This window comes from Erythrobacteraceae bacterium WH01K (genome assembly GCA_027941995.1).
Taxonomy (GTDB): Bacteria; Pseudomonadota; Alphaproteobacteria; order Sphingomonadales; family Sphingomonadaceae; genus CAJXSN01.
The window spans coordinates 1,915,544-1,940,745 of record CP115966.1; the positions used below are offsets into that span (position 1 = coordinate 1,915,544).

23 protein-coding genes are annotated in these 25,202 nt (G+C 63.0%); 9 read left to right on the forward strand and 14 right to left on the reverse strand.

Annotated features, from left to right (window positions below; translation table 11 throughout):
* Positions 1–3 precede the first annotated feature (3 nt).
* The 5 genes from PF049_09430 (at position 4) to lexA (ending at position 3,753) form a co-directional block, all read left to right on the forward strand.
* Positions 4–603: an aminodeoxychorismate/anthranilate synthase component II gene (locus PF049_09430; GenBank protein ID WBY15819.1), complete on the forward strand. Its 600-nt coding sequence runs from the start codon at positions 4–6 to the stop codon at positions 601–603.
* Positions 600–1,592 carry an anthranilate phosphoribosyltransferase gene (gene trpD / locus PF049_09435; GenBank protein WBY15820.1) on the forward strand — a complete coding sequence of 331 codons (993 nt, stop codon included), beginning with the start codon at positions 600–602 and terminating at the stop codon, positions 1,590–1,592. The genes PF049_09430 and trpD overlap by 4 nt, the downstream gene beginning before the upstream one ends.
* Before the next feature lie 16 nt (positions 1,593–1,608).
* Entirely contained in the window at positions 1,609–2,397 is a 789-nt protein-coding gene (gene trpC / locus PF049_09440; protein WBY15821.1) for an indole-3-glycerol phosphate synthase TrpC, read from the forward strand.
* 41 nt (positions 2,398–2,438) lie between these two features.
* Positions 2,439–2,912 (forward strand): cyclic pyranopterin monophosphate synthase MoaC, encoded by a 474-nt coding sequence (gene moaC, locus PF049_09445; GenBank protein WBY15822.1) that lies wholly within the window; start codon positions 2,439–2,441, stop codon positions 2,910–2,912.
* A 148-nt stretch (positions 2,913–3,060) separates the two neighbouring features.
* A complete protein-coding gene (lexA, locus tag PF049_09450) occupies positions 3,061–3,753 on the forward strand; it encodes a transcriptional repressor LexA (GenBank protein WBY15823.1) in 693 nt (230 codons plus the stop codon).
* A 53-nt stretch (positions 3,754–3,806) separates the two neighbouring features.
* Here the strand turns inward: lexA and PF049_09455 are convergent, their stop codons facing one another.
* Positions 3,807–5,996, reverse strand: coding sequence for a ComEC/Rec2 family competence protein (locus PF049_09455; protein WBY15824.1), 2,190 nt, complete (start codon positions 5,994–5,996; stop codon positions 3,807–3,809).
* 32 nt (positions 5,997–6,028) lie between these two features.
* On the opposite strand from PF049_09455, the gene gltX reads away from it, so the two are divergent.
* The 3 genes from gltX to PF049_09470 are packed head-to-tail and all read left to right on the forward strand — an operon-like array spanning position 6,029 to position 9,002.
* Positions 6,029–7,459, forward strand: a complete 1,431-nt coding sequence (gene gltX, locus PF049_09460) for a glutamate--tRNA ligase (protein ID WBY15825.1) — start codon at positions 6,029–6,031, stop codon at positions 7,457–7,459.
* A 39-nt stretch (positions 7,460–7,498) separates the two neighbouring features.
* Complete coding sequence (locus PF049_09465; GenBank protein WBY15826.1) at positions 7,499–8,785, forward strand: citrate synthase; 1,287 nt, start codon at positions 7,499–7,501, stop codon at positions 8,783–8,785.
* Positions 8,786–8,798: 13 nt separating this feature from the next.
* Positions 8,799–9,002, forward strand: a complete 204-nt coding sequence (locus tag PF049_09470; protein ID WBY15827.1) for a hypothetical protein — start codon at positions 8,799–8,801, stop codon at positions 9,000–9,002.
* Positions 9,003–9,005: 3 nt separating this feature from the next.
* Here the strand turns inward: PF049_09470 and PF049_09475 are convergent, their stop codons facing one another.
* The 4 genes from PF049_09475 to PF049_09490 form a co-directional block, all read right to left on the reverse strand.
* Positions 9,006–10,373 carry a HAMP domain-containing sensor histidine kinase gene (locus PF049_09475; GenBank protein ID WBY15828.1) on the reverse strand — a complete coding sequence of 456 codons (1,368 nt, stop codon included), beginning with the start codon at positions 10,371–10,373 and terminating at the stop codon, positions 9,006–9,008.
* Entirely contained in the window at positions 10,370–11,398 is a 1,029-nt protein-coding gene (locus tag PF049_09480; protein WBY15829.1) for a hypothetical protein, read from the reverse strand. The genes PF049_09475 and PF049_09480 overlap by 4 nt, the downstream gene beginning before the upstream one ends.
* 24 nt (positions 11,399–11,422) lie before the next feature.
* Positions 11,423–12,478 carry a hypothetical protein gene (locus tag PF049_09485; protein WBY15830.1) on the reverse strand — a complete coding sequence of 352 codons (1,056 nt, stop codon included), beginning with the start codon at positions 12,476–12,478 and terminating at the stop codon, positions 11,423–11,425.
* Positions 12,479–12,651: 173 nt separating this feature from the next.
* Positions 12,652–12,951 carry an Hpt domain-containing protein gene (locus PF049_09490; GenBank protein WBY15831.1) on the reverse strand — a complete coding sequence of 100 codons (300 nt, stop codon included), beginning with the start codon at positions 12,949–12,951 and terminating at the stop codon, positions 12,652–12,654.
* 72 nt (positions 12,952–13,023) lie between these two features.
* Between PF049_09490 and PF049_09495 the strand changes: the two genes are divergently transcribed.
* Positions 13,024–15,666 (forward strand): ATPase, encoded by a 2,643-nt coding sequence (locus PF049_09495; protein ID WBY15832.1) that lies wholly within the window; start codon positions 13,024–13,026, stop codon positions 15,664–15,666.
* An 18-nt stretch (positions 15,667–15,684) separates the two neighbouring features.
* On the opposite strand, the gene PF049_09500 is transcribed toward PF049_09495, so the two are convergent.
* Genes PF049_09500 through PF049_09540 form a run of 9 tightly spaced genes read right to left on the reverse strand, consistent with a single transcriptional unit; the run spans position 15,685 to position 25,189 of the window.
* On the reverse strand, positions 15,685–15,981 hold the full coding sequence (locus tag PF049_09500; protein WBY15833.1) for a DUF1467 family protein: 297 nt from the start codon (positions 15,979–15,981) through the stop codon (positions 15,685–15,687).
* A 5-nt stretch (positions 15,982–15,986) separates the two neighbouring features.
* Positions 15,987–17,660, reverse strand: a complete 1,674-nt coding sequence (locus tag PF049_09505) for a ribonuclease J (GenBank protein ID WBY15834.1) — start codon at positions 17,658–17,660, stop codon at positions 15,987–15,989.
* A complete protein-coding gene (locus PF049_09510) occupies positions 17,657–18,433 on the reverse strand; it encodes a type III pantothenate kinase (GenBank protein WBY15835.1) in 777 nt (258 codons plus the stop codon). Before PF049_09510 ends, PF049_09505 begins: the two co-directional genes overlap by 4 nt.
* Positions 18,434–18,437: 4 nt before the next feature.
* Complete coding sequence (locus PF049_09515; protein ID WBY15836.1) at positions 18,438–19,178, reverse strand: biotin--[acetyl-CoA-carboxylase] ligase; 741 nt, start codon at positions 19,176–19,178, stop codon at positions 18,438–18,440.
* Complete coding sequence (gene nuoN, locus PF049_09520) at positions 19,171–20,631, reverse strand: NADH-quinone oxidoreductase subunit NuoN (protein WBY15837.1); 1,461 nt, start codon at positions 20,629–20,631, stop codon at positions 19,171–19,173. The genes PF049_09515 and nuoN overlap by 8 nt, the downstream gene beginning before the upstream one ends.
* On the reverse strand, positions 20,631–22,178 hold the full coding sequence (locus PF049_09525; GenBank protein ID WBY15838.1) for an NADH-quinone oxidoreductase subunit M: 1,548 nt from the start codon (positions 22,176–22,178) through the stop codon (positions 20,631–20,633). Before PF049_09525 ends, nuoN begins: the two co-directional genes overlap by 1 nt.
* On the reverse strand, positions 22,178–24,259 hold the full coding sequence (gene nuoL, locus PF049_09530) for an NADH-quinone oxidoreductase subunit L (GenBank protein WBY15839.1): 2,082 nt from the start codon (positions 24,257–24,259) through the stop codon (positions 22,178–22,180). The genes PF049_09525 and nuoL overlap by 1 nt, the downstream gene beginning before the upstream one ends.
* A gap of 7 nt (positions 24,260–24,266) precedes the next feature.
* Positions 24,267–24,572 carry an NADH-quinone oxidoreductase subunit NuoK gene (nuoK, locus tag PF049_09535; protein ID WBY15840.1) on the reverse strand — a complete coding sequence of 102 codons (306 nt, stop codon included), beginning with the start codon at positions 24,570–24,572 and terminating at the stop codon, positions 24,267–24,269.
* Positions 24,569–25,189, reverse strand: a complete 621-nt coding sequence (locus PF049_09540) for an NADH-quinone oxidoreductase subunit J (GenBank protein ID WBY15841.1) — start codon at positions 25,187–25,189, stop codon at positions 24,569–24,571. The genes nuoK and PF049_09540 overlap by 4 nt, the downstream gene beginning before the upstream one ends.
* Positions 25,190–25,202 lie beyond the last annotated feature (13 nt).

Sequence of the window (25,202 nt, forward strand, 5' to 3'; positions counted from 1 at the left end):
GTCATGATCCTCGTCATCGACAATTACGACAGCTTCACGTTCAATCTCGTCCATTATCTCATGGAAATGGGCGCGCAGGTCCGGGTTGAACGAAACGACGCGATGTCGGCAGCCGATGCCTTGCGGCTGGCGCCCGACGGCATCCTCATATCTCCGGGTCCGAAAACGCCTGACGAAGCCGGTATCAGCCTCGACCTGGTGGGCGCCTGCGCCGATGCGGCAAAACCGCTGCTCGGCGTGTGCCTTGGCCACCAGTCGATCGGGCAGTATTTCGGCGGCGAGGTCGTCCGTGGCGGATTGATGCATGGCAAGACCAGCCCTGTCGACCACGACGGAACCGGCGTATTCGCCGGGCTCCCCTGTCCGTTCACCGCCACCCGCTATCATTCGCTCGTCGTCGACAACATGCCGGACAGCCTGCTGGTAAACGCGACCAGCGAGACGCCCGGACTCGATGGCACCAGCGTCATGGGCGTACGCCACGCCGACCTCCCCATCCATGGCGTGCAATTCCACCCGGAAAGCATCGCGACCGAACACGGTCACGCACTGCTTGCCAATTTCCTCACCCTGTGCGGCATGGAGGCAAAGCTACCGGCATGACGACTCTGCCAGATCCATCCCGGCATCTCGCCGAAGACGAAGCGGAAAAGGTTTTCGGCCACATCCTAGACGGCGATGTCGGCGACGATGCGATCGAAGCCTTCCTGACAGGGATGACCGAACGCAGCGAAACCTCGGACGAGATTGCAGGGGCCGCGCGTGCCTTGCGCGCGCGTCTGATCCCGATTGCGGCACCGGAAAATGCGGTCGATTGCTGCGGAACTGGTGGCGATGGCCATCACACGCTAAACGTATCGACCGCAGTCAGCCTCGTCGTGGCTGCGGCAGGCGTTCCCGTGGCCAAGCATGGCAACCGCGCCGCCAGCAGCAAGTCCGGCGCTGCCGACACGCTCGAGGCTCTCGGGCTGGACATGGAAGCGGCGGGCAGGACAGCGGAGAAAACGCTTGCCGAACTCGGCATCTGCTTCCTGTTTGCAAAGAACCACCATCCCGCGATGGGACGCATCCAGCCCATCCGCCTGAAGATCGGCAAGCGCACGATCTTCAACCTTATGGGCCCCTTGTCGAACCCGGCACGGGTCCAGCGACAGCTCATCGGCATCGCCCGCCCAGGATATGTGCCGATCTATGCCGGTGCCAAGGCGCGGCTCGGGACGCAGAGAACCATGATCGTGTCTGGCGACGAGGGTCTGGACGAACTCAGCCTCGCGGGCGGGAACGAAATTGCCGACGTCATGGGCAACCGGTTCGACATGCGTCGGGCCGATGCATCCTTCGTGGGCGTGCCCCACGCGCCGGTCAAGGCGATCCGCGGCGGCGACGCGCAGCATAATGCAGCCGCGCTGAAATCGCTCCTGCGCGGGTCGCCCGGCCCCTACCGTGATGCGGTGATCTTCAACGCGGCGGCTACCCTGCTCGTGGCAGATGCTGCGGAGGACTGGAGCAGCGGGGCCGCAATGGCAGCGGAAGCGCTCGACAGCGGAGCAGCGCGCAAACTGCTCGTCCGCTGGATCGACATGGCTGTCTGAGACTGGCTTTCGCACCATGAACAAGCTCGAGGAAATCTGCGCGGCAAAGCGCGACGAAGTGGCCCGGCGCAAGGCTGCCGCTTCGGTGGCCGACCTGGCTGATCGCGCAGCCGGGCAAACACAGCCGCGCGGTTTCGAGGCTGCGCTCCGCTCGGCCTCGCGCGATGGCTTCGCCCTAATCGCCGAGATCAAGAAGGCATCTCCGTCCAAGGGACTGATCCGCCCCGATTTCCGCCCTGCCGATCACGCACGGGATTACGAGGCGGGCGGCGCGGCCTGCCTCTCCGTCCTGACGGACGAACCGTATTTCCAGGGGCATTCGGATTACCTTGTCGAGGCGCGCGAGGCCTGCGACCTGCCTGTCCTGCGGAAGGACTTCATGGTCGATCCGTGGCAATGCATCGAGGCGCGGGCAATGGGCGCCGATGCCATCCTCATCATCGTGGCCGCCCTGTCGGATGCCCAGATGCTGGAAATCGAGGCTGCCGCGCGCGACCACCAGATGGACGTATTGGTCGAGGTGCACGACGAGGCGGAATTGGAGCGTGCGCATGCCCTGCAATCCAGACTCGTCGGGGTGAACAATCGCGACCTCAAAACCTTCACGACCGATCTGGCGGTGACGGAGAGACTGGCACCACTGGCGCCCGAAGGCGCGCTCCTGGTCGGGGAGAGCGGGATCGGGAGCCATGCCGATTGCACCCGCCTTTCGCACAGCGGTGTGCGGACGTTCCTGGTCGGGGAAAGCCTGATGCGCGCAGACGATGTCGCGGCGGCGACGCGCGCGCTGCTCGAAGGTCGCTAGATCTCTGTGCTCGAAAGCGGCAGTGTGGCAGGAAGGCCCTCATGAGCAAACTGACCCATCTCGGCGCCGACGGCACGGCACACATGGTCGATGTCGGAAACAAGGCGGCAACTTCGCGCAAGGCGGTTGCCGAGGGCACGATCGCCATGAATGCGGCCGCGCTGGGCGCCATTCGCGATGGCACCGTTCCGAAAGGCGATGTGCTGGCGGCAGCAAGGATCGCTGGCATCATGGCTGCGAAGAGAACGGGCGAACTCATCCCCCTTTGCCATCCGCTGTCGCTGGACGCGGTGACGGTCGATTGCACCGTCGAAGATGAGGGTGTCAGGGTGACTGCGACAGCCTCCCTGTCCGGGCGCACCGGCGTCGAGATGGAGGCAATGACCGCGGCGAGCGTCGCCTTGCTCACCATCTACGACATGGCGAAGGCACTGGACCGCGAGATGGTGATTTCCGGCGTCAGACTTCTGTCCAAAACCGGCGGCAAGTCCGGCGACTGGTTTGCTTCGAACTGAAAGCGGCACGAAGCAGGAACGCCTGTTCCGGCCCGAACTGCTCCAGAATGGCGCAATTGCTTGACTTAGCCAGATAGGTTCCCTAATCGTTCCGCATTCGTTCGCGTTATCGCGCACGGATACGGCGAAACGATACAGGAGCTTGCCGATGCTCACGGCGAAGCAGCACGAACTGATCCAGTTTATCCAGCAGCGGCTGGAGGAAACGGGAATTTCCCCTTCATTCGAAGAAATGAAGGAAGCGCTAGATCTCAAGAGCAAATCCGGCGTGCATCGCCTGATTTCAGCATTGGAAGAGCGCGGCTTCATCCGGCGCCTGCCCAACCGCGCGCGTGCACTCGAAGTCATCCGGCAGCCGGAAGATGCTGTGCCTGCCAGTGCCGCGAAGCCGAAGGCCGCGAACGATCTCGTCGGGGCGCGCGCTCCCGTACCTCCTGCGCGGCCCGAACCGGCGAACGATGTCATCGAGATTCCTCTCCATGGTCGTATCGCGGCCGGTGCACCCATAGAAGCGCTGGAAGACCACCAGAGCCTGCCGGTCCCGGCTGCCCTGCTCGGCCCGGGCGATCACTATGCGCTCGAAGTATCGGGCGATTCGATGATCGAAGCCGGCATCTTCGATGGGGACTTCGCCCTGATCCGGCGGACGAATACCGCCCGTGACGGTGAGATCGTGGTCGCGCTCGTCAACAACGAGGAAGCGACCCTGAAATACCTGCACCGCGACAGCGGCAATGTTCGCCTCGACCCGGCCAATTCCGCTTACGAAGCGCAGGTCTACGCCCCGACACAGGTCGAGGTTCAGGGAAAGCTGGCAGGCCTTCTGCGCCGGTATCACTGATCCTCAGGCTTCCTGCCATTTGTCGGGACATCGCATAGGCCGGGACCAGTGCATCAGTCGCTGTCCCGGCCACTCCACCATCCGTGCCGGCCTTGCGTATCGGCGACGCGGCTGATTTTCCCTTCGCTCAGCGCTATCGACAGTCCGCCACTCTGGTTCAGGAACCGGCGGTCCGCGCGAAGCCAGCGGGGCTGGCAGGAGCGCGGCAGATAGCGGTCGGCGACGACGATATCGGCTCTTTCGCAAGCTGCGGCCAGCGCGCGCTCACCGACGAGGTCACGGCTTCTTGCCATCAGGACCTGCCATCCGCGCCCCCCTCGCTCCAATGCGATGACGCAGAAATCGCGTGAACATTCTGCGCCTTTCCAATCGCGAAGCGGTATGACCTCTCCCGAAGTTCCGGCCAGTTCCTGCAGATTGTCCTGCGCATAACCCGATCGGCTCTCGCGAAGCATGAGAAGCCTGTCGTCCTCGCCAGCGATACCGACATGGCGCCCGTCACCGGAAACCAGGAGGTCGGGCGTGGGCGTCGTCACTACGAGAAAAACGCCGACTGCGGCAGGCACGAGGCCCAGTATCCTCTTACGCTCCTTCCAGAGCGCCAGCCACAGGCCACCGGCGGCGAACAGGGCAAATGTGAACCGCGACATTTGCGGCATCAGCTTGACTGCCCCGGGCTGCTCGGCGGTCCAGTGCGCAATGCGAAGCAATAGCTCGAGCGAGAAATCGGCCATCCACCACGCCGGTGCGCCTAGGCCGACGGTATCGAGAAACAGGGCAATCGCTATCAGCGGCATCGATACGAAGGTCACAAGCGGAATGGCCACTACATTGGCGAAAGCGCCGTAAACCCCCGCCCTGTGAAAATGGAACAGCACGATGGGCATCAGGGCAAATTCGATGACCAGCCCCGTAACCAGCAGCATCGCGCCGCGCCGCGAGGTTCGGGCGGCCCAGCTTTCTTCCCGAGGCGCAAGAAACTGCTGCACCGGAGCGCTGTTGTGCAGTGCGACAATCGCCAGCACGGCGGAAAAACTCATCGGGAAGCTGGGGCCTGCAAGAGATTCGGGCCACAGGAAGAGAACGAAAGCTGCCGCCAGCGCCACCATGCGCAGCGATAAAGCCTCCCGCCCGAGCGCCAGTGCGCCCAGCACCAGCAAGGCCGCAGCGCAGCTTCGCACCGTGGGAACTTCCGCGCCTGTCAGCAGCGTGTACGCAATGCCAGCCACTGCGCCGACGCCTGCTGCCAAAACCGGAAGGCGCACGCGCAAGGCGAGCCACGGCCAAAGCGCCAACAACTTGATTGCCACGAAATAGGCTGCGGCAATTACGGCGCTCACATGCAGGCCGCTGATCGAAAGCAGGTGGGTCACCCCGCTGTCGCGCATGGCGTCCTCGTCCGCCTCGCGGATCGATCCCCGGTCCCCGCTGGCGAAAGCGGCGGCGATCGTCCCTTCCGATCCGGACACGTTGGCCCTGACATGAGCCGACAGCGTTCGCTGCAATGCTTTCAATCGGTCCGTATCCGGCGGGGCCGCCTGAACCAGTTCGACCGGACCGATGACCGAACCGGTGCCGGACAGGCCCATGAACCACGCGGTTCGCGCAAAATCGTATCCGCCCGGCACCATGGGCGGTGCCGGCGGCATCAGACGAGCGCGCAGCCGCACTGTCGCCCCTTCGATGAAGGCAGGATCATCGCTCGAGCGCGGAACGTTCACCCGGACCTTGCGCGCCGTCGCCGTCTCGGCATCGCGCATGGCAAGGGTCAGGCGCACGCGATCCCGCGAAGGCTGCTCCTCCCGGTCGAGCACTTTCCCGTTGAAGTGCAATACGCGCGGATACTCGAACGCCTCTGCCCCCACTACCGCCGATCGTGCCCAGATCAGCGAAACGCCGAGCGCGAACGCGCAGCCCATGCCGATGGCGGCGAGGCCGAGCCGCATCCGTGCTTCGCGCGTTGTCCAGTGCCACCCGGCGAGCGCAAGCAGGATGCCGCAGCCAATTGCCGACGCCCACATCCAGCTGGCCGGGAGGAGGAACCAGGCAGCGACCCCTCCCCCAAGCGCCACGACCAGCCACGGCGCTCTCTCGAAGCCTGCATCCTCGAGCGCTGTATCCAGACGGTCGCCGATGCTGGACAAGCGGAAGCGCCCCTGCCAATGCCGGTGCTGCAATGCAGCATGGCCTGACCCGGCGTCGCCGCTCCCCAGCGGAACCTCGGTTACCCCTCTCGACGCCATGGTCACGAGAATAGAAAAGGAAGCCGCGCCAGATGGCAAGCGAAAGCGACCAGAAAAACAGCGGGAAAATCAACGGCGTGGTGACACGCTTTGCCCCCTCTCCCACGGGATACCTGCATCTTGGCGGCGCTCGCACCGCGCTCTTCAACTGGCTGTTCGCCCGCCACCATGGCGGCAAGGCGCTGCTGCGGATCGAGGATACCGACCAGAAGCGTTCCACCCAGGACGCGATCGACAAGATCATCGACGGACTGGACTGGCTTGGTCTCGATTACGATGATGAACCCATGTTCCAGTCGAAGCGCGCCGAGCGGCACCGCGAGGTCGCGATGGCCCTGCTCGGGTCGGGCAATGCCTACAAATGTTACGCCACGCCCGAAGAACTGGAAGAGATGCGGGCCGCCCAGCGCGCTGCCAAGCAGCCGATGCGCTATGACGGTCGCTGGCGAGATCGCGGCCCCTCCGAAGCGCCCGAAGGCGCGCCCTTCACCGTTCGGCTGAAAACGCCGAACGAAGGTGAAACGGTGATCACCGATGCCGTCCAGGGCGAAGTACGCGTCGCCAATGCAGAAATTGACGACTACATCATTCTGCGCGCCGACGGGACGCCGACCTACATGCTGGCCGTGGTCGTCGACGATCACGACATGGGCTGCACCCACATCATTCGCGGCGACGACCACCTGAACAATGCGTTCCGGCAATTGCCGATCATCCGCGCCATGGGTTGGGAAGAGCCGGTCTATGCCCATGTCCCCCTGATCCACGGGGCGGATGGGGCGAAGCTGTCCAAGCGGCACGGCGCCGTCGGCGTGGAAGCTTATCGCGACGAACTGGGCGTCCTGCCCGAAGCGCTGTTCAACTACCTCCTGCGCCTCGGTTGGGGTCATGGCGACAAGGAAGTGTTCACCCGCGCAGAAGCGATCGAGCTGTTCGACATCGACGGTGTCGGAAAAAGCGCGTCACGGTTCGACACGAAGAAGTTGCTGAACCTCAACGGCCATCATATCCGCGAGGCGGACGATGCGCGCCTCGCCAGGTTGGTCGCCGGCGAGATGGACGGGGAACCCGACCTGGGCCTGCTCGAAAACGCCATGCCGTTCCTGAAGCCCCGGGCAAGGGACGTCCACGAGTTGGTCGAGGGCGCAGCGTTCCTGTTTGCGAAACGGCCGCTCGCCATGACGGACAAGGCGGCGAATTTGCTCGATGACGAAGCCCGCGCAAGATTAGGTCAGGTTTCTGCCGAACTTCATGCCGAAAATGACTGGACAAGCGAGGCCCTCGAAGCCACTACGAAAGCACTTGCCGAGCGCCTTGAACTGGGGCTCGGAAAACTGGCGCAGCCCATGCGAGCGGCGCTGACGGGGACGACGACGTCCCCCGGAATTTTCGACGTTCTCGTCCTGCTGGGCAGAGAGGAGTCCCTCGCGCGGATCGACGCGCAGGCGGAACCTCGCAGCTGAAGCAGCACGCTATTGATTGTATTTGAAGGAGAAACGCTGGTGGCTGATAACACGGCAAAAATGGAACTCGGCGGCAATGCATACGAATTTCCGGTGCTCGAGGGCAGCTGCGGACCCGACGTGGTCGATATTCGCAAGCTCTATGGCCAGACCGGCGCATTCACGTTCGACCCGGGCTACAAGTCGACCGCGAGCTGCGAAAGCGCCCTGACCTTCATCGACGGTAATGAAGGCGTGCTCCTGCACCGCGGCTATCCCATCGGCCAACTGGCAGAGCATTCCAGCTTTATGGAAGTCAGCCACCTGCTCCTGAACGGCGAGCTTCCGTCGCAGGAAGAGCTGGACGATTTCACCTACACCATCACCCGCCACACGATGCTGCATGACCAGCTGCGCCAGTTCTACCAAGGCTTCCGCCGCGATGCGCATCCGATGGCCATCATGTGCGGCGTGGTCGGCGCCCTGTCTGCGTTCTATCACGACAGCACCGATATTTCCGACCCCGAGCACCGCAAGATCAGCAGCCATCGCCTGATCGCCAAGATGCCGACAATTGCAGCTGCGGCCTACAAGTACTCTGTCGGTCAGCCGATGATGCAGCCGGACAATTCGCTCAGCTATACCGGCAATTTCCTGCGCATGACGTTCGGCGTCCCGGCTGAGGAATACGAAGTGCATCCCGCGATCGAGCGCGCGATGGACCGTATCTTCATCCTCCACGCGGACCACGAGCAGAACGCGTCGACCTCGACCGTTCGCCTTGCCGGTTCTTCGGGCGCAAACCCGTTTGCGTGTATCGCTGCCGGCATTGCCTGCCTGTGGGGCCCTGCCCATGGCGGCGCCAACGAAGCTGCGCTCAACATGCTGCGCGAAATCGGTACGCCGGACCAGATCCCGCACTATATCGAACGCGCGAAGGACAAGAACGACCCGTTCCGCCTGATGGGTTTCGGACACCGCGTCTACAAGAACTACGATCCGCGTGCGACGGTCATGCAGAAGACCGTGCGCGAAGTGTTCGAGGCCCTGCAGGTCACCGATCCGGTCTTCGAAACGGCTCTCCAGCTCGAGGAAATGGCGCTCAACGACGACTATTTCAAAGAGAAGAAGCTGTTCCCGAATGTCGACTTCTATTCGGGTGTCATCCTGTCGGCGATCGGCTTCCCGACCACCATGTTCACCGCTCTCTTCGCGCTTGCCCGCACGGTTGGCTGGGTCGCGCAGTGGAACGAGATGATCTCCGATCCCGGCCAGGTCATCGGCCGTCCGCGTCAGCTCTACACGGGCCCGACGCAGCGCGACTACGTTCCCGTAAGCGAACGCTGAGCGGTACAAGGTAATGCGTGCACCGCGCTTCCTGTTGCAGGTTGCCGGTGTCACGCTGTTGCTGACCGGGGTCTGGTGGGTCCTGCAGGGCGCAGGCATCATCGGGGACCCCGGCACCAGCTTCATTGCCGGCGACCGTCGCTTTCTCGCCATCGGCGGGGTTGCCGGGCTGATCGGTATCGCCCTACTGACCTATCTGCGCAAGACGGGACGCTGATCGTCAGTCCTGTGGTGTCAGGAAAAGCGTAAAGCGCGCGCCCTTCCCTTCCTCGCTTTCAATCACGATGTCGCCGCCCATCGCCCGCGCGAGGCGGCGCGATATATGCAAGCCCAGGCCAGAGCCGCCATCGCCGCTTCGCCCCAGACGCTCGAACTTGTTGAACGCGCGTGCGGCGTCTTCGGCCGACATTCCCGGCCCCTGGTCGATGATCGAAATCGTCGGCTTACCCGAGATCTCGCGGGTCTCGATAGTGACCTTCGTGCCCGGCGGTGCATAGTTGATCGCGTTCCCGATCAGGTTCAGCAATATCTGCAGGACCCGCCGGAACTCGCCCGTAGCCGGTTGCCTGCTGCCTTCCGCCGGCTCGACCAGGGTGATCTGCTTGTCGCGCGCACGAACGCCGAGGATCCCGGTCGCCTGCCTTGCGACATCGACGAGATCGATCGGATCGGGTGCAGTCGTGAAATTATCGGATTCCACGATTTCCAGGTCAGCGAGATCTTCAACCAAGGCTAACAAATGCTGCCCTGCGGTTGCGATATCGGCGGCGTAATTGCTGTATTCGTCGGGCAACGGTCCCGCGAGGCGCGCCCTGATCGTTTCGGCATTAGCGATGATGCGCGAGATTGGTTGCCGCAATACAGGACCCAGCTCGCCTGCGAGACCATCCGGCGACGGGTGGTTGCCCAGCGGCTGTGGCCCCCGCGTCCTGGTCGGCAAGGGATCGTCGGCTACCAGCAAGAGTTCGAAGCCCTCGCTTCCCGGATCGCGCTGCCCCAAGGGCAATAGCCGGATCGAGAAGCTGCGGCCTTCGCTTTCGATACGGCATTTTGCGCCGTCCAGCAGGCGCCAGTGAACCGGTTGGTGGTGATCAATATCGAGCAGGTCGACGAATTTCTTCCAGTCCTGTCCTGCTGCCTTGTTCATTTGCTCGACAAGGGGCTCGACGTCTTGCCCTTCGCCGACCGCGTGGACGATGGATTGCCGTGAATCGAGCCTGACGATGGCATCGGCCGTCGCGCGATCCGATGCGTTGCGACGACGCTGTTCGGACGCGGCATCTAGGCCGCCGGTCGCGGAACGCCAGTTGGCCAGGGTGATGATACATCCCTCGCCATTGCTGTCGGGCCGCGCATCGGCCCAGGTTCGTATGGTGCGTTCACCGTCGAACGCACGAATATCGCGCGAGAGAGCGACACCGAACCTCCTGGTCTTCGAGATCAGCTCGCGCAATTCCGGCACCGCGACCGCGCCGGGCAATTCTCCTCCGCACCGTGTCTGGAGCGACGCCAGAACCTCGTCGGCGAAGACAAGCCTGTCCTGCGCATCCGTTCGGCCATGGACGGTGGATGAGGAAGCAATAATCATCGTCCGCTTGCGCCCATTGCCGTACTTTCGCCAAGGATCGTGCGCGCTTCGCCCGCGCGCATCCTGTCGAAGTTTTCCGGCAGTTCAATTTCCGGATGCAGGTAGAGAAACTGTTCCTCGATCGTGCGCGGCTGCAACCCTGCGGCCTTCAGGGAAAGCGCGAGACGCGCCATCTGGCGGTCATTTGTCAGCAGGGCAGCTTTCTCGCGAGGAATCCCGGAACTCGTCGCGAGAGCGGAAATGAAGAGCGAAACCCCTGCATGCGGTAACGCAAGCGCCTTTTCGGTAACGGCTGCTGCTCCGCTCAGAAGGGAGGAAAACAGAGCGGTTCGCGTATTGTCCGGAACCGAAGCCTTGCGCATGTCCGCAAGGATGGACGCGACCGCTTGCGGATCGTCCACACTGTTCGCGCCCTGCCAGCAAGCGATCGCATGGTTCAGTAACGAACCCGGCAATTCCTCGAGCGGCAGGACCATGCGCCGCTGCTGCTCCATGAACCGGGCCTGCGCAGTCAGGGCGGCCATACCCTTGCTGGCGACGTCCTGCTCCTTCGCAGCGATGAAAGCCTGCAGCATGGGCGTCAGCACGGGATCGAGCGAATTGCGCGCCTTCAGGCGCTCTGCCACCTGGAACTCTATCGCCAGCGCATGGCAATGCTCCAGAAATTCGGAACTGCCCGAGATTGCATGCACGAGGTCGTCGGTACGCATGGCGGCGATATCGGCCTGCCCCTTGGCCGCCCCGCCTGCCTCTTCTTCGTCTGTGTCCGGTACTGACGGGTCAGGGCAATGCTTGCCCTCGAGCTCCAGCAATTGCCGGGCCACGTCGACCAGCATTCCGCGAACGCGCGCGACGATGGCATCGGTAAACAGCGAGTGATCGTGGTTCATCACCAGGTGGCCGAGGATCGGACCGACCGTGCCAAGTACGGTGTCGCCATAGGCCAGTTCGGCCCGCAAGATATCCTGCACGGACATTGCGGGCTGCCCTTCATCGGCCCTGTCGGTCGTACTTTGCTCACTCATGGCAGATCGCATAGCCCAACATGGTTAAGACTGCGTTATGCGTCCCGTGCCGCGGAAATGAAATGCCAGCGCGCCGAAGCCCAGCATGGTCGGCACGAAAACGGCGCCCCACCAGATACCGAAAACTCCCGGGATGGCAGTGAGCGTCCATATCACCGGTGGCTGTACGAAGGCCCGGAATCGCTTTGGAGCAATCGGCCTGCCGATCCAGACCAGCAGCAGGGCGATGACCGAAGAATACGCCGCAGCCGTAATGCTTTCCCCGCCAGCCAGCCCGGTTCCGACTGCGATGGCAGCAACGACCTCGCAGGCCGGTTCAGGCAATCGGCTCCAGTCAGCGGTTTCGGGACGCGAGAGGCGCAGAGGCTGGCCCAGTTTGCGGACCTGTCGACCGATATCGGCGGCCACCATCGCCGCGACTGCAAGGATGATAGCTATTGCGGGTCTGCCCAGCCCGATCAGGCCGACACTCCCGACTAGCGCCAGGACAAGAACGCCGTAAGCATACGCACCCGGCAAGTTGCGAGCGGCCAGATAGCCTGCACACCGCTGCGTCAAACTCGTCACCGCGCTCGGTGCTTCAGGGGCTCGGAGCGAAAACGGACGGTCATTTGCGGGCAAACGCCAATCGCCATTTTCCAGCATAGGGACCGGTACGGCGCGCTCCTCGACACCCGACGATCGGGCGATGCGCGGCAAGGCGCTGAGCGGTTCGAAGTCAGGGCCCAGCATATCAAGCTGCGACACATGACGACCGCGCATGCGCAATATCCCCGCCCATGCGCCATGCAGATCGAGACGTTCCAGACCGGCGGCGAAGGCATGATCGGCCGGCAAGGTCGCAATAGCCTTTTGCGCGCTCAGCTCGTCCAGAACGGCCGAATTACGGGCAAGGACGCCCGGCGCTATGACAATCAGTTCCGCATCTTCTGGCACGGAAGCTGCGATGTCCCCGGGCCGTGAAACAAGCCGGAATGCCAGACCTTCACTTTCCGCCAGGTGCTGCGCTGCCAGCACGTCTTCATCTGCAGGGTTCCGGCCGAGAAGCATTATTGCATCGCAGCCCATGGCGACTGCCATGTCCACTTGCCTTTGCAGGACTGTAGTGCCGGCATAGCGCTCTCGATTGACGCAAGGCCGCTCTCCCGAATCCGCCAATGCAAGCATGGCGATAAGTCTGCTGCCCTGGACCATGACGGCCAATTAAGGGTAGCGCGGCCTCCTGCCAAGCAGGCTCGGCACGCGAAGTGAGATCAACGGTCGAAGTCTGCGAGAAAGCCGTCGAGCTCGCGCAGTATCAGCGGATCGCCCGGTGCGCTGGCGATGGCGTTCTCGGCCAGCACCATCAGCGGCTCGGCATGGAAACTCGCGGCGAGACCCTTGATCCGTTGCGCCGCGACCAGCCAGTTGCCGTCACATCGTGCCCGTTTGAGCAGGTCCACCTGCTGTTCGACACTATCGCGAAAAGCCGCACGCAGTTCCGCATGCAGCGCGGCATCTTCGCCCGCAGCGGCCGCCAGGTTCGCAGAAAAGTTCGCACGTTCGAACGCCATGGGCCCGGTCAATAGCGATCCAATGGTTAAGGCAGGGTTTCAAGACTGACGCTTTATGGTAAATGCCCAAGAATGACTGGGGGTCACACCATACGGGCGATCGGGCCCGAGCCAGAGGGCGACGACGCGCACCGCGCGGCCGACGCCGCGACCGAGGAATATGGCACGGCGGAGTCGGAAGACTCCTACGAGCCCGAGGAAGAGCTGTGGGAGGAGGAGGCCGGTGCGGGCCGCGCGACTCGCAGCGAATGGATATGGCCTGCCCTCGCGCTGATCGCGATTGGGTGCTGGACCGTGTTTTTCGGCTGGACCTACCGCGAAGAAATGCTGGCCGGGGCGTCTGCGCAAGACTGGATACGCTGGGCCGGGGACTGGGCCCTGCCCGTCCTGCTGGTCATCGGAATCTGGCTTATCGCCATGCGGACGAGCCGCCGCGAGGCATCGCGCTTTGCCGATGCCGCCCACGCGCTCTCGGCCGAGTCCGCCCTGCTGGAAGAACGACTCGTCACGGTGAACCGGGAGCTGAGCCTGGCACGCGAATTCCTGTCCTCCGAAACACGCGAGCTCGAAACGCTTGGCCGTGTCGCCGGGACGCGCATCACGGAGCACGCGGAAAGCCTCCAGTCCCTGATCGGTCAAAACCATGACCAGGTCGAGCGGATCGGAACCATCAGCGAAAACGCGCTCGCCAATATGGACCGGCTGCGCGACGAACTCCCCGTTATCGCAAACTCTGCCCGCGACACCTCGAACCAGATCGGCGCCGCCGGTGAAGGCGCCAGCGAACAGCTGGAAAGGCTCGTGACCGGGTTCGAACGGCTCAATGTCTTCGGGCAGGCGAGCGAGCAGCAGGTCGCCTCGCTCAGCGAACGGATCGATGCCGCCCTCGCCGCATTCGAAGCGCAGGCAGCGCACATGGGCGATGTGACCGAACAACGCTTCGCCGCGCTGCGCCAGGCAAGCGAGGAATATCGGGGCGAACTGGACTCGCGAGAAGTCGCCGGACTGGCCGCCATGCGGCGCCGGATGGACAGCCTCGGCGAGGAACTGGCTGCCAGCAGCGCGGAACTGGATCGTGCCGAAACCGCCGCTATCGACAGTCTGAAAGAGCGCCTCGCCGGACTTTCCGATGAGAGCGCCTCGCTGTCCGCCGGCCTTAGAGCCACCGAGCAGCAGGCGGGAGACAGCTGGTCCCGCCAGGTCGATGCCCTGCGCGAACGCCTTGGACAGGCGGTGGAGGAAATCCAGGCGTTGGATGGACAGGCGCTCGAAAATGCGCAGGCCAAGCTGGCGGAACTTCGCGCCGAGGCCGAGCGGGTCGATGCCGCCATGGCGGACCGGGACGCCGCGTTCGGATCGCGTGTGTCCGCGCGCCGGGAAGAAATCGAAGGTGCAGAGGCCGCTTCGCTTACGGCACTGGAAGACCGCTTTGCCGCCTTCGACGCCGGTCTGGCCCATCGCAAGGACCAGCAGGCGGAATACGCCGAAACCATCCAGGAACGTACCGAGGCAACCTTGGCGAAACTGGCGGAACTGGCCGGTCAATCGGAGGAACTGGCTGCCAGGGCCGAGAATGCCCAGCAACGCCTGACTGCGTCGAGCGAGACCATGGCGGCGCGTATGGCAGGCGCGAGGGAAGATAGCGAAGTCCTGCAACCGGCCATCGAGGAACTGACCGAAGCGAGCGTGCGACTGCTCGAACTCATCCAGGCCGGCGCCAATCACAGCCGGGAAACCTTGCCCTCCTCGCTCGAAGAAGCGGAAACCCGCCTGACTGCAGCCCGCGAGGCCGGAGAAGAACTACAGGCACTGCTGGGCGAAACGGGGAGCCGCTCGCGCTCGGTCTCCGACTACGTCATTCTTGCGCGTGAAGAGACCGAAAAGGTCGATGCCAATCTCGACGGTCTGGGCTCCCGTCTTGATGGCCTGCGCCAGACGTTTGCGAACGAGGTCGAAGCGCTTCGTGTCTCGCTCGCCGCACTGGAGGACGATACGGATGCTGTCGGCGAAAAGGCATCGACAACGCTGCGGGCTTCGATCGACGATCTGGATCGCAAGGCGCGCGAGGCGCTGTCGCTGACCGACACGGAAACGGAAAAACGCCTCGGGCTTCTGGCGGACACCATCGGCGAAAAGACAGCCGGGGCGATCGACGCCGCGCTGACGCAGCAATCATCGCGCAGCATCGCCGATCTCGACGCCGCCGCAGCAAAGGCAGCGGAGGCTGCAAGGCAGGCAGCCATGCAATTGCGGGACCAGCTTGCCCTCGTCAACGAACTGGCAGGCAATCTGGAAAACCGGGTTGCCCTGGCGCGGGAACGGGCGGAAGAGCAGGTCGACAACGATTTCGCGCGCCGTGTGGCCCTGATTACCGAAGCGTTGAACTCCAACGCGATCGACATTGCCAAGTCGCTGTCCAGCGACGTAACCGATACGGCATGGGCATCGTACCTGCGCGGCGACAGGGGCATCTTTACCCGCCGGGCCGTCAGCCTGATCGGAAACACGGAAGCGCGCAAGGTCGCGGAACTTTACGACACCGACCCCGACTTCGCGGACCACGTCAGCCGCTATATCCACGATTTCGAGGCGATGCTTCGCACCATGCTTTCGACCCGCGACGGAAACGCTCTGGGCGTTACCCTGCTCAGCTCCGACATGGGCAAGCTCTATGTCGCTCTCGCACAGGCGATCGAACGGCTTCGCTCCGATTGATCGGCGGGCCCCTTCGGCTCAGCTAGCGGTATCCTCGGTGACGAGGTGGCCAGGCCGCTCGAAGATGTCGATCGCATCGACGCCGATCCAGCGGTATTCGTAGTTGAGTACCCACAGCGTGGTCAGCACAGCAGCCATGATCGTGGCTCGGATCACGATCCTGCCGGGCCGGAAATTGGCAGGCGCGCTGTCAGCCTGCCCGGGAATTTTTTCCACCCCCATCTCGTCGGCTGTTTTTACGCCGAAAGGTAGCAGGACGAAGGCGCACATCACCCAGAACAGGAAATAGATCGCAAGGATGGAGGTGATCTGCATTCCGGTCAGCCTGCCAGGTCCACGACCCGGACCTGCGGTTTCTTGCCAGACCAGCGCGTGGCAGCCCGCCTTGCCGCGAGACGGGCCGCTTCCAGCCTGTCGCCGGCAGCCGAGCCTCCGCCCCGTCGTGGGCCCCTGCCCCGTCCCTTGCCGGTACGCCCGATCGCCTTTGCTACATCGGCCCTCGCTTCGGCGATGAAGTCGTCGTGGTCTTCATCCAGCGGAAGGCCGATGCTTTCCACGGTAACCCCGCCATCCGGTTCGAGGATGACGATCACGGCACCATTGTGCGCCAGCCTGCGCCGCATCACGATGCTCTCGCCATTGGCAGGCACAATAATGTCGCCGTCCAGGACCAGGCGACCGGCTTCTATCTCCGCGATCTTTCCGGGCTTCCCGGGAGCGAGCCGCACGATGTCACCGTTCTTCTGGAATACGGCACTGGGAATCCCGGCGGCCAGTCCGACCCTCGCCTGTTCCTGCATGTGGCGGATCTCGCCATGGACAGGGACGAGGATTTCCGGTTCCAGCCATTCATACAGGGCCTCGAGCTCGGGGCGGCCCGGATGGCCCGAGACATGGATCATGCTCTGCCGGTCGGTGACCATGACGATGCCGCGTTCGGACAGGCGGTTCTGCACCTTGCCGATACTGATTTCGTTACCGGGGATCTGGCGGCTGGAAAACAGGACGACATCGCCTTCGCTCAAGGACAGCGGGTGGTTGTCCTCTGCAATGCGGCTCAGCGCAGCGCGCGGTTCGCCCTGTCCGCCGGTCGCCATGATCAGGACTTTGCCGCGTGGCAGGCCCATGGCTGTGTCCCAGTCGACGGTGTTGGGGAAGTTCTGCAGGTAACCGTTATCCTGTGCAACTTCGATCATCCGGTCGAGCGATCGCCCGGCGACAACCAGTTCGCGCCCGGTCGCCTTTGCCACTTCACCCAGCGTCTGCAGCCGCGCGACATTGGAGGCGAAAGTGGTCACCAGCACGCGGCGCCCGCTCCACTTCTTCACCTCTTCCATCAGGCCCTTGTAGACCGCACCTTCCGAACCGCTCGGTTCCGGATTGAACACGTTGGTGGAATCGCAAACCAGCGCAAGCACGCCTTCGGCGCCCATTTCGCGCAGTTCTTCCTCGGTCGTCGGTTCGCCGATGATCGGGTCTTCGTCCAGCTTCCAGTCGCCGGTGTGGAAGATCCGGCCATAAGGCGTGTCGATGGCCAGCGCGTTTCCTTCGGCGATGGAATGCGCCAGCGGAAGATAGGTGACTTCGAACGGTCCCAATTCGATGTGGCCGTGATCTTCTTCTATGATGCGGACCTCTACTTCGTCCAGCAGCCCTGCTTCCTGCAATTTGCGGCGGATCAGTTCGGCGGTGAACGGCGTTGCGTATAGCGGGACGCCCAGATCGGCTGCGAAATAGGGAATGGCCCCGATATGGTCCTCGTGAGCATGGGTCAGCACGATCCCCAGAAGCTCATCGGCGCGATCCTCAATGAACTCGATATCGGCGAACAGCAGTTCCGTGCCGGGATATTCGTTTGCGCCGAAGCTCATGCCGAGATCGACCATTAGCCACTTGCCGTCACAGCCATACAGGTTGACGTTCATGCCGATCTCTCCGGAACCTCCAAGGGCCAGGAACAGCAGTTCGTTTTCGGGCGTGTAATCCTTTTTCACGAGCCGGCCCTGTCCGCGAGGATTTTGAGCCCGCGTATCGTCAGGTCGGCATCCACGACATCGAAGATGTCGGTATGGTCATCGAACAGGACTGCGAGGCCGCCGGTCGCAACAACCTTTGCCGGCCTGCCGATTTGCGTACGCATTCTCTCGATCAGACCTTCCATCATCGCGACATAGCCCCAGAAAATGCCGATCAGCATCTGGTCTTCGGTGTTACGACCGATCACGCTGCGACTTTCCGGAGCGCGGATTGCGATGCGGGGCAGCTTGGCCGTCTTCCCCACCAGCGCATCGAGCGACAGATTGATCCCCGGCGTGATGATGCCGCCCTTGTAAGTGCCGTTGAAATCGAGCGCTTCGAACTTCGTCGCGGTTCCGAAGTCGACGACCACCTTGTCCCCTTCGACCAGTTCGTGCGCGGCCACGCAGTTAAGCGCACGGTCCGCGCCGAGCGAACTGGGCTGGTCGACGTCGATCTCGAACCCCCATTTCGCGGCGCCCTGCCCGGCCACCAGCGGCGTAAGGCCGAGATATTTCTCGATCAGGACGGTCAGGTTATGATCCGCCCTCGGCACGACAGATCCGAAGATGACCTGCGTGATGTCGCTGCGGGAAATATTCTCGATCTGCAGCAATTGCAGCAGCCAGACGGCGTATTCATCGCCCGTCCGGCGCGGATCGGTCGCGATGCGCCAGCGCGCACGCACCTCGTCCCCGTCGAAAACGGCAAAAACGAGGTTCGTGTTTCCGACATCGATGGCGAGCAGCATGAAATCAGGTCTCCTTGGCGAGCATCACATCGCCGGCATGAATGGTACGCAAAGAACCGTCGCCCAAGCGCAATTGCAGCGAGCCATTGTCGTCCAGCCCGCCGAACGCACCTTCCCGAGCAGTCCCGTCCGGTTCGTGCACGGATAGTTTCGTACCGATGGCGAAGGCGGCAGCCTGCCATCGGCGCAGGATCGCCTCAAGCCCATAGGTACGCCAGCGTTCAAGCTCACGGTCCAGCGCAATGGCGAGATCGCAAGCGAACAGGTCCCGGTCCGGTGCCGGCCCGACTTCGGCAAAGGCCATCGTCCTGCGGCCGGGCACCTTGGGAGCCTTGGCAAGATTGACACCGATGCCGAGGACGACGGCGTCTCCCTCTCTCTCGAGCAGTATTCCGGCCACCTTGGCCTCACCAAGCATGAGGTCGTTCGGCCATTTCAGCCGCAACCGTGAAGGGTCGCCGGATAGCGGGGTCGCTGCTTCGTGCAGTGCCAGTCCAGCCACCAGCGCAAGGGTGTGGGCAGGCGGATCGCCGGGACCCGGACGAACCACGGTGGAGCCCATGAAGTTTCCCGCGCCATCGAACCATTCGCGGCCCTGTCTGCCCCTGCCGGCGGTCTGGCGGTCTGTTACCAGCCACTCGCCTTCGGGCACACGCTCCCCGCTGCGCAGGGCGTCCAGCAGGTCGGCATTGGTTGAGCCGGTCTCGGCCGCAATGCGGATCGAGCGGGCGCTGCCCTCAACCAAGGAACAGCGACGCTGCTGCTGTGTCCGCCTGATCGCCCAGCCAGTTCGTCAGCAGGAAGGCAAGCGGGCTGACGAGGATGGCACTGCCGATCAGGATCGCCCAGCTGGCCATGTCCGCCTCGCCCGTAGCGCGGTCCACCGGATCATCGAAGAACATAACCTTGACGAACTTGATGTAATAGAACGCGCCGATGACGCTTGCCGCGATACCGATGGCCGCGAGCAGGACCAGATCGGCCTGGACCGCCGCCTGGAAGACGACGAACTTGCCCCAGAAGCCGAACAGCGGCGGGATACCGGCAAGGCTGAACATCAGGATGAGCAGGCACCAGGCCATCAGCGGGCGCGTGGTCGACAGGCCGGCGATATCGTCGAACGTTTGGAGCTGATCGCCCTGCGCATTGCGCAGCATCAGCACTGCGACGAAGCTGCCCAGCGACATCACGACGTAAATCGCGAGATAGACCAGCATGGCGGACAGGCCCTCGACGGTCGCAGCGGCGAGACCGATGAGAATGAAGCCGACATTGTTGATCGAGGAATACGCCAGCAGGCGCTTCAGATTGTTTTGCCCGATGGCCCCCAGCGCACCGACGACGATCGATAGCACCGCCGCCGTCATCACGATCTGCCGCCATTCGGCGACCTGCCCGCCGAACGCCTCAAGCGCCACGCGCGAAAGAAGCGCGATCGCGGCAACCTTGGGCGCGGTCGCGAAGAAAGTCGTGACCGGTGTCGGCGCGCCTTCGTAAACGTCGGGGGTCCACATGTGGAACGGCACCGCGCTGATCTTGAATGCAAGGCCCACGAACATGAAGACAAGTCCGAAAAGGCCACCTGTCGAAATCCCGTCGGACAACGCTACCGAAATGCCAGCGAAGGATGTCGTCCCGGTGAAGCCGTATGTAAGGCTCATGCCGTAAAGCAGGATGCCCGAGGCCAGCGCGCCAAGGATGAAATATTTCAGGCCGGCCTCTGCCGAGCGCTGGTCGTCGCGCAGGAAACTGGCGAGGACGTAGGCCGCGAGGCTGTTGAGCTCCAGGCCGATATACAGCGAAACCAGGTCGGTCGCGGCAACCATCAGGCTCATGCCCGTCGTCGCAAGCAGAACCAGGATGGCATATTCCCCGCGAAGCGCTCCGTTGCGGGCAAGGAAGGACGGACCGATCGCAAGACAGGCAATACCGGCGAGGTAGATCAGGGTTTTCGCGAACGCGGCGAAGGCGTCAGCCGAGAACTGCGTCAGGAACGCCATCGCTCCCGCACCGGCGGTCCCCCCGGTCACGGTTGGAACCACGAAAAACAGCGCGGCGCCGAGAGCCGTCGCGGCCAGTATGAAGACGAGCCGTGCTGTCGAGCGCCCGCCGTAAGCGACCACGAGCAGCAGGAGCATGGCCGCCGCGCTCAGCAAGAGCTCCGAAGCCATGAGGCCGAGGGACTGCATGATATCCATCAGTGCTCTCCCCCTTCCGCATGCTCGTAGGGGACGTAATTGGCCGCATTCGCACGCGGCTCCCCTGCCCGCAGCTTCGCATCGCCCTGCGGAGCAGCGCGTGCCACACGCGCCTCCAGCGCCGCGATGTCGCTACGCATCGGCGCGATGAAGCTTTCCGGATAGATACCCATCCACAGAACCGCTGCAGCGATCGGGGCGAGCATGACCCATTCGCGCGCATTCATGTCGGACATGGCCGCAGCGTCCTCGTTCACCTGCGCTCCAAAAACAACGCGGCGGTAGAGATAGAGCATGTAGCCTGCACCAAGGATGATGCCGGTGGTCAGGATGAGCGTCACGTCGCTGGAAATCTCGTATACGCCGGCGAGGCTGATGAACTCCGCGACGAAGCCGCTGGTTCCGGGAAGCCCGATGCTGGCCATGGTGAAAAGGAGGAAGAACAGCGCATAACGCGGCATGTTGATGGCAAGTCCGCCATAGCGCGATATCTCGCGCGTATGCAGCCGGTCGTAGATGATGCCCACGCACAGGAACAGCGCGCCCGATACCAGCCCGTGGCTCAGCATCATGATCATCGCGCCTTCCAGACCCTGTATATTGAAGGCGAACAGGCCAGCGGTCACGATGGCCATATGGGCGACCGAGGAATAGGCGATCAATTTTTTCATGTCCTGCTGAACCAGGGCCACCAGCGAGGCATAGACCACCGCGATGCACGACAGGATCAGGACCAGCCAGACGAACTGGGCGCTCGCCTCGGGGAACATCGGCAGGCTGAAACGGATGAAACCGTAGCCGCCCAGTTTCAGCAGCACGCCTGCAAGAATGACGGAGCCTGCAGTGGGCGCCTGGACGTGCGCGGCGGGAAGCCACGTATGCACCGGGAACATCGGCATCTTCACAGCGAAACTGGCGAAGAAGGCGAGCCACAGCCACGTCTGCGCTTCGGGCGCGAAATCGTACTGCATCAGGGTCGGGATGTCCGACGTTCCGGCAGCGTTCACCATCCAGAACATCGCGATCAGCATCAGGACCGAACCGATCAGCGTATAGAGGAAGAACTTGAAACTGGCATAGATACGGTCCGCCCCGCCCCAGATGCCGATGATGAGATACATCGGGATCAGGCCCGCTTCGAAGAAGATGTAGAACAGGAACAGGTCCTGCGCCGCGAACACACCGATCATGAGCGTTTCCATGATCAGGAAAGACGCCATGTATTCGCCGACGCGCTTCGTGATGCCGTCCCAGCTTGCAAGGATGCAGATCGGCATCAGGAACACGCTGAGCATGATCAGCATCAGCGCGATGCCGTCGATACCGAGCGCGTACTGGAAGCCGGCAAAGAGGTCTGCCCGCTCCGTGAATTGCCACTGCGGGCCGCCAATCTCGAACCCGGCCCACAGCAGGATGCCGAGCGCAAGGTTTATCAGCGTGGCCGCTAGCGCGACCAGACGCGCCTCGCTCGCTGCAAGGAAGAAGCAGGCCAGGCCGCCGACCAGCGGCACCAGCAGCATCAGGGAGAGGATCGGAAGACCGTCCATCACATCAATACCCAGGTAATGGCGGCCACGAGGCCGAGTAACATGACAAGCGCGTAGCTGGTGAGATAGCCCGACTGGAAGCGCTTCGCACCGGCGGACCCCTGCCTGACCAGCCAGGCGACACCGTCAGGCCCGAAGCGATCAATCGTCCCGATATCGACGAGTTTCCAGAAGGCGCGGCCGACGATGAAAGCGGGTTTGACGAACAGGATGTTGTAAAGCTCGTCGAAATACCACTTGTTGTAGAGGAACCGGTAGATCGGACCCAACTGCTCCACCGTCTTCCCGGGGATCGAAGTGTCCTTGATATAGGCAAGCCACGCGAAGAGCAGGCCGAGCAGCATCGACACGGTCGCCGTCAGCTTCACCCAGAGCGGCACCGCGTGCAACGCATGGATCAGGTTCTCGTTGAAATAGATCGCTGCGCCCCAGAAGCCGTTCGGGTCGACGCCGTCGGAAGACCCGTCGATGAACGGGTACTTGAAGACGTAACCCGCAAAGATGGCGCCCACGCTCAGGATGACGAGCGGGATCAGCATGACCGACGGGCTCTCGTGCGGATGATAACCGCCCGTACCGGACTGGTGATCGGCGGACGGCACTGCGTGATGCGCATCGTAGCCGGCATCTTCCTGAATCGGGGGATTGTGCTCTTCCGGTTCGGCATGGCCGTGATGGACAGCGTGCTGGATATGCCCGCTCTCGATCCAGCGCGGCTTGCCCCAGAAGGTCAGGAACATCAGGCGCCAGCTGTAGAAGCTGGTCAGCAGCGCGGCGAAGGCACCGGCCCAGAACGCAAAGTTGCCCATGTTCGTGCCGCGCGCGAACGCTGCTTCCAGGATCGCGTCCTTGGAATAGAAACCGGCGAAGCCGAAGAACCCGAGGACGCCGACGCCGGTAATGGCCAGCGTGCCTGCCATCATCGCCCAGAACGTAATCGGGATTTTCTTACGCAGGCCGCCGTAATACCGCATGTCCTGCTCGTGATGCATGGCGTGGATGACCGAGCCTGCACCGAGGAACAGCAGCGCCTTGAAGAAGGCGTGCGTGAACAGGTGGAACATGGCGACACCGTACGCCCCGACCCCTGCAGCAAAGAACATGTAGCCGAGCTGCGAACAGGTCGAATAGGCGATGACGCGCTTGATATCCCACTGCGTCGTGCCGACCGTTGCAGCGAACAGGCAAGTCATCGCGCCGATGAAGGTCACGATCGCCAGTGCAGTCGGCGCCGTCTCGAACATGGGCGACAGGCGGCAGACCATGAACACGCCGGCCGTCACCATCGTTGCGGCGTGGATCAGCGCGGACACCGGCGTCGGCCCCTCCATTGCGTCCGGCAACCAGGTGTGAAGGCCCAGCTGTGCCGACTTGCCCATCGCACCGATGAACAGGAGGATGCACAGGATATCCATCGTGTAGAAACGGAACCCGATGAACGTGATGCTGCTACCGCTCATACCGGGCGCGGCTTCGAGGATTTCCGGAATCGACGTCGTGCCGAACACCAGGAATGTGCCGAAGATACCGAGCATGAAGCCGAGGTCGCCCACGCGGTTGACGGTAAAAGCCTTGATCGCCGCCGCATTGGCGCTCGGCTTCTTGAACCAGAATCCGATAAGCAGGTAACTCGCTAGGCCCACCCCTTCCCATCCGAAAAACATCTGGACGAGGTTGTCTGCCGTCACCAGCATCAGCATGGCGAAGGTGAAAAGCGACAGGTATGCGAAGAACCGCGGCTGGTCCGGATCTTCGTCCATGTAGCCCCAGCTGTAGAGATGGACGAGCGCGGACACGCTGTTGATCACGACCAGCATGACGGCGGTCAGCGCATCGACCCGCAGCGCCCAGTCGAAGGTCAGGTCGCCCGAACGCACCCAGTCGAGCACGGGCACGACGGTCGCCTGCTCCGTCCCCCCGAGGAAACCGAGGAAGATCGGCCAGCTCAGCGCAGCGGACACGAACAGGGCGCCGGTCGTGATCGACTTGGCAACCGTGTTGCCCAGCGCCCGGTTGCCGAGCCCGGCTACGATCGCTGCCAGCAGCGGCAGGAATACGATGATCAGGATTTGCGAGGACACCGGGCGATTACCCCTTCATCCGGTTGACGTCGTCGACGGCAATGGTGCCGCGCGCACGGAAATAGATGACGAGGATGGCAAGGCCGATGGCGGCCTCTGCCGCGGCGACGGTCAGGACGAACATCGCGAAGATCTGTCCCGTCAGGTCGCCGAGGAAGGCGCTGAACGCGACGAGGTTCAAGTTCACTGCAAGCAGGATCAGCTCGATCGCCATCAGGATGACGATGATGTTCTTGCGGTTGAGGAAAATGCCCAGCACGCCCAGCACGAACAGGATCGCGCTGACGATGACGTAATGTTCGATGCCGATCATAGCTCGACCCCTTTACCGATGGTCGGCTGTTTCATCACGACCGCCTCGTCCGGATTGCGGCGAACCTGCTTCTGGATGTTCTGGTGACCGCGCACCGACTTCTGCTCGCGGTGGGTCAGGACGATGGCCCCGACCATGGCGACCAGCAGGATCACCCCTGCCATTTCGAACAGGAAGATGTAAGGCCCGTAAAGCAGCGCGCCGAGGCTCTGGATATTGCTGGCGCCGACAATGGGAGCGGCGCTGCCGTCTGGCGTTCCCAACGCCAGTGCGCCTGCGCGGTAGGCCCCGATGCCCAGCACCAGTTCCGCCAGCAGGACCAACGCGATGGCAATGCCGAGCGGGAAATTCTTCATGAAGCCGGCCCGCATCGACGCGAAATCGATGTCCAGCATCATCACGACGAACAGGAACAGCACCGCGACCGCGCCGACATACACGACGACAAGCAGCATCGCGAGGAACTCCGCCCCCACCAGCACCATCAGTCCTGCCGCATTGAAGAAGGCGAGGATGAGCCACAGCACGGAATGCACGGGGTTGCGCGCCATGATCGTCAGCACGCCGCTGAGAATCATGAGCCCTGCAAACAGGTAGAAGGCGATAGTCTGTATCATGGTGCCCCGGTTA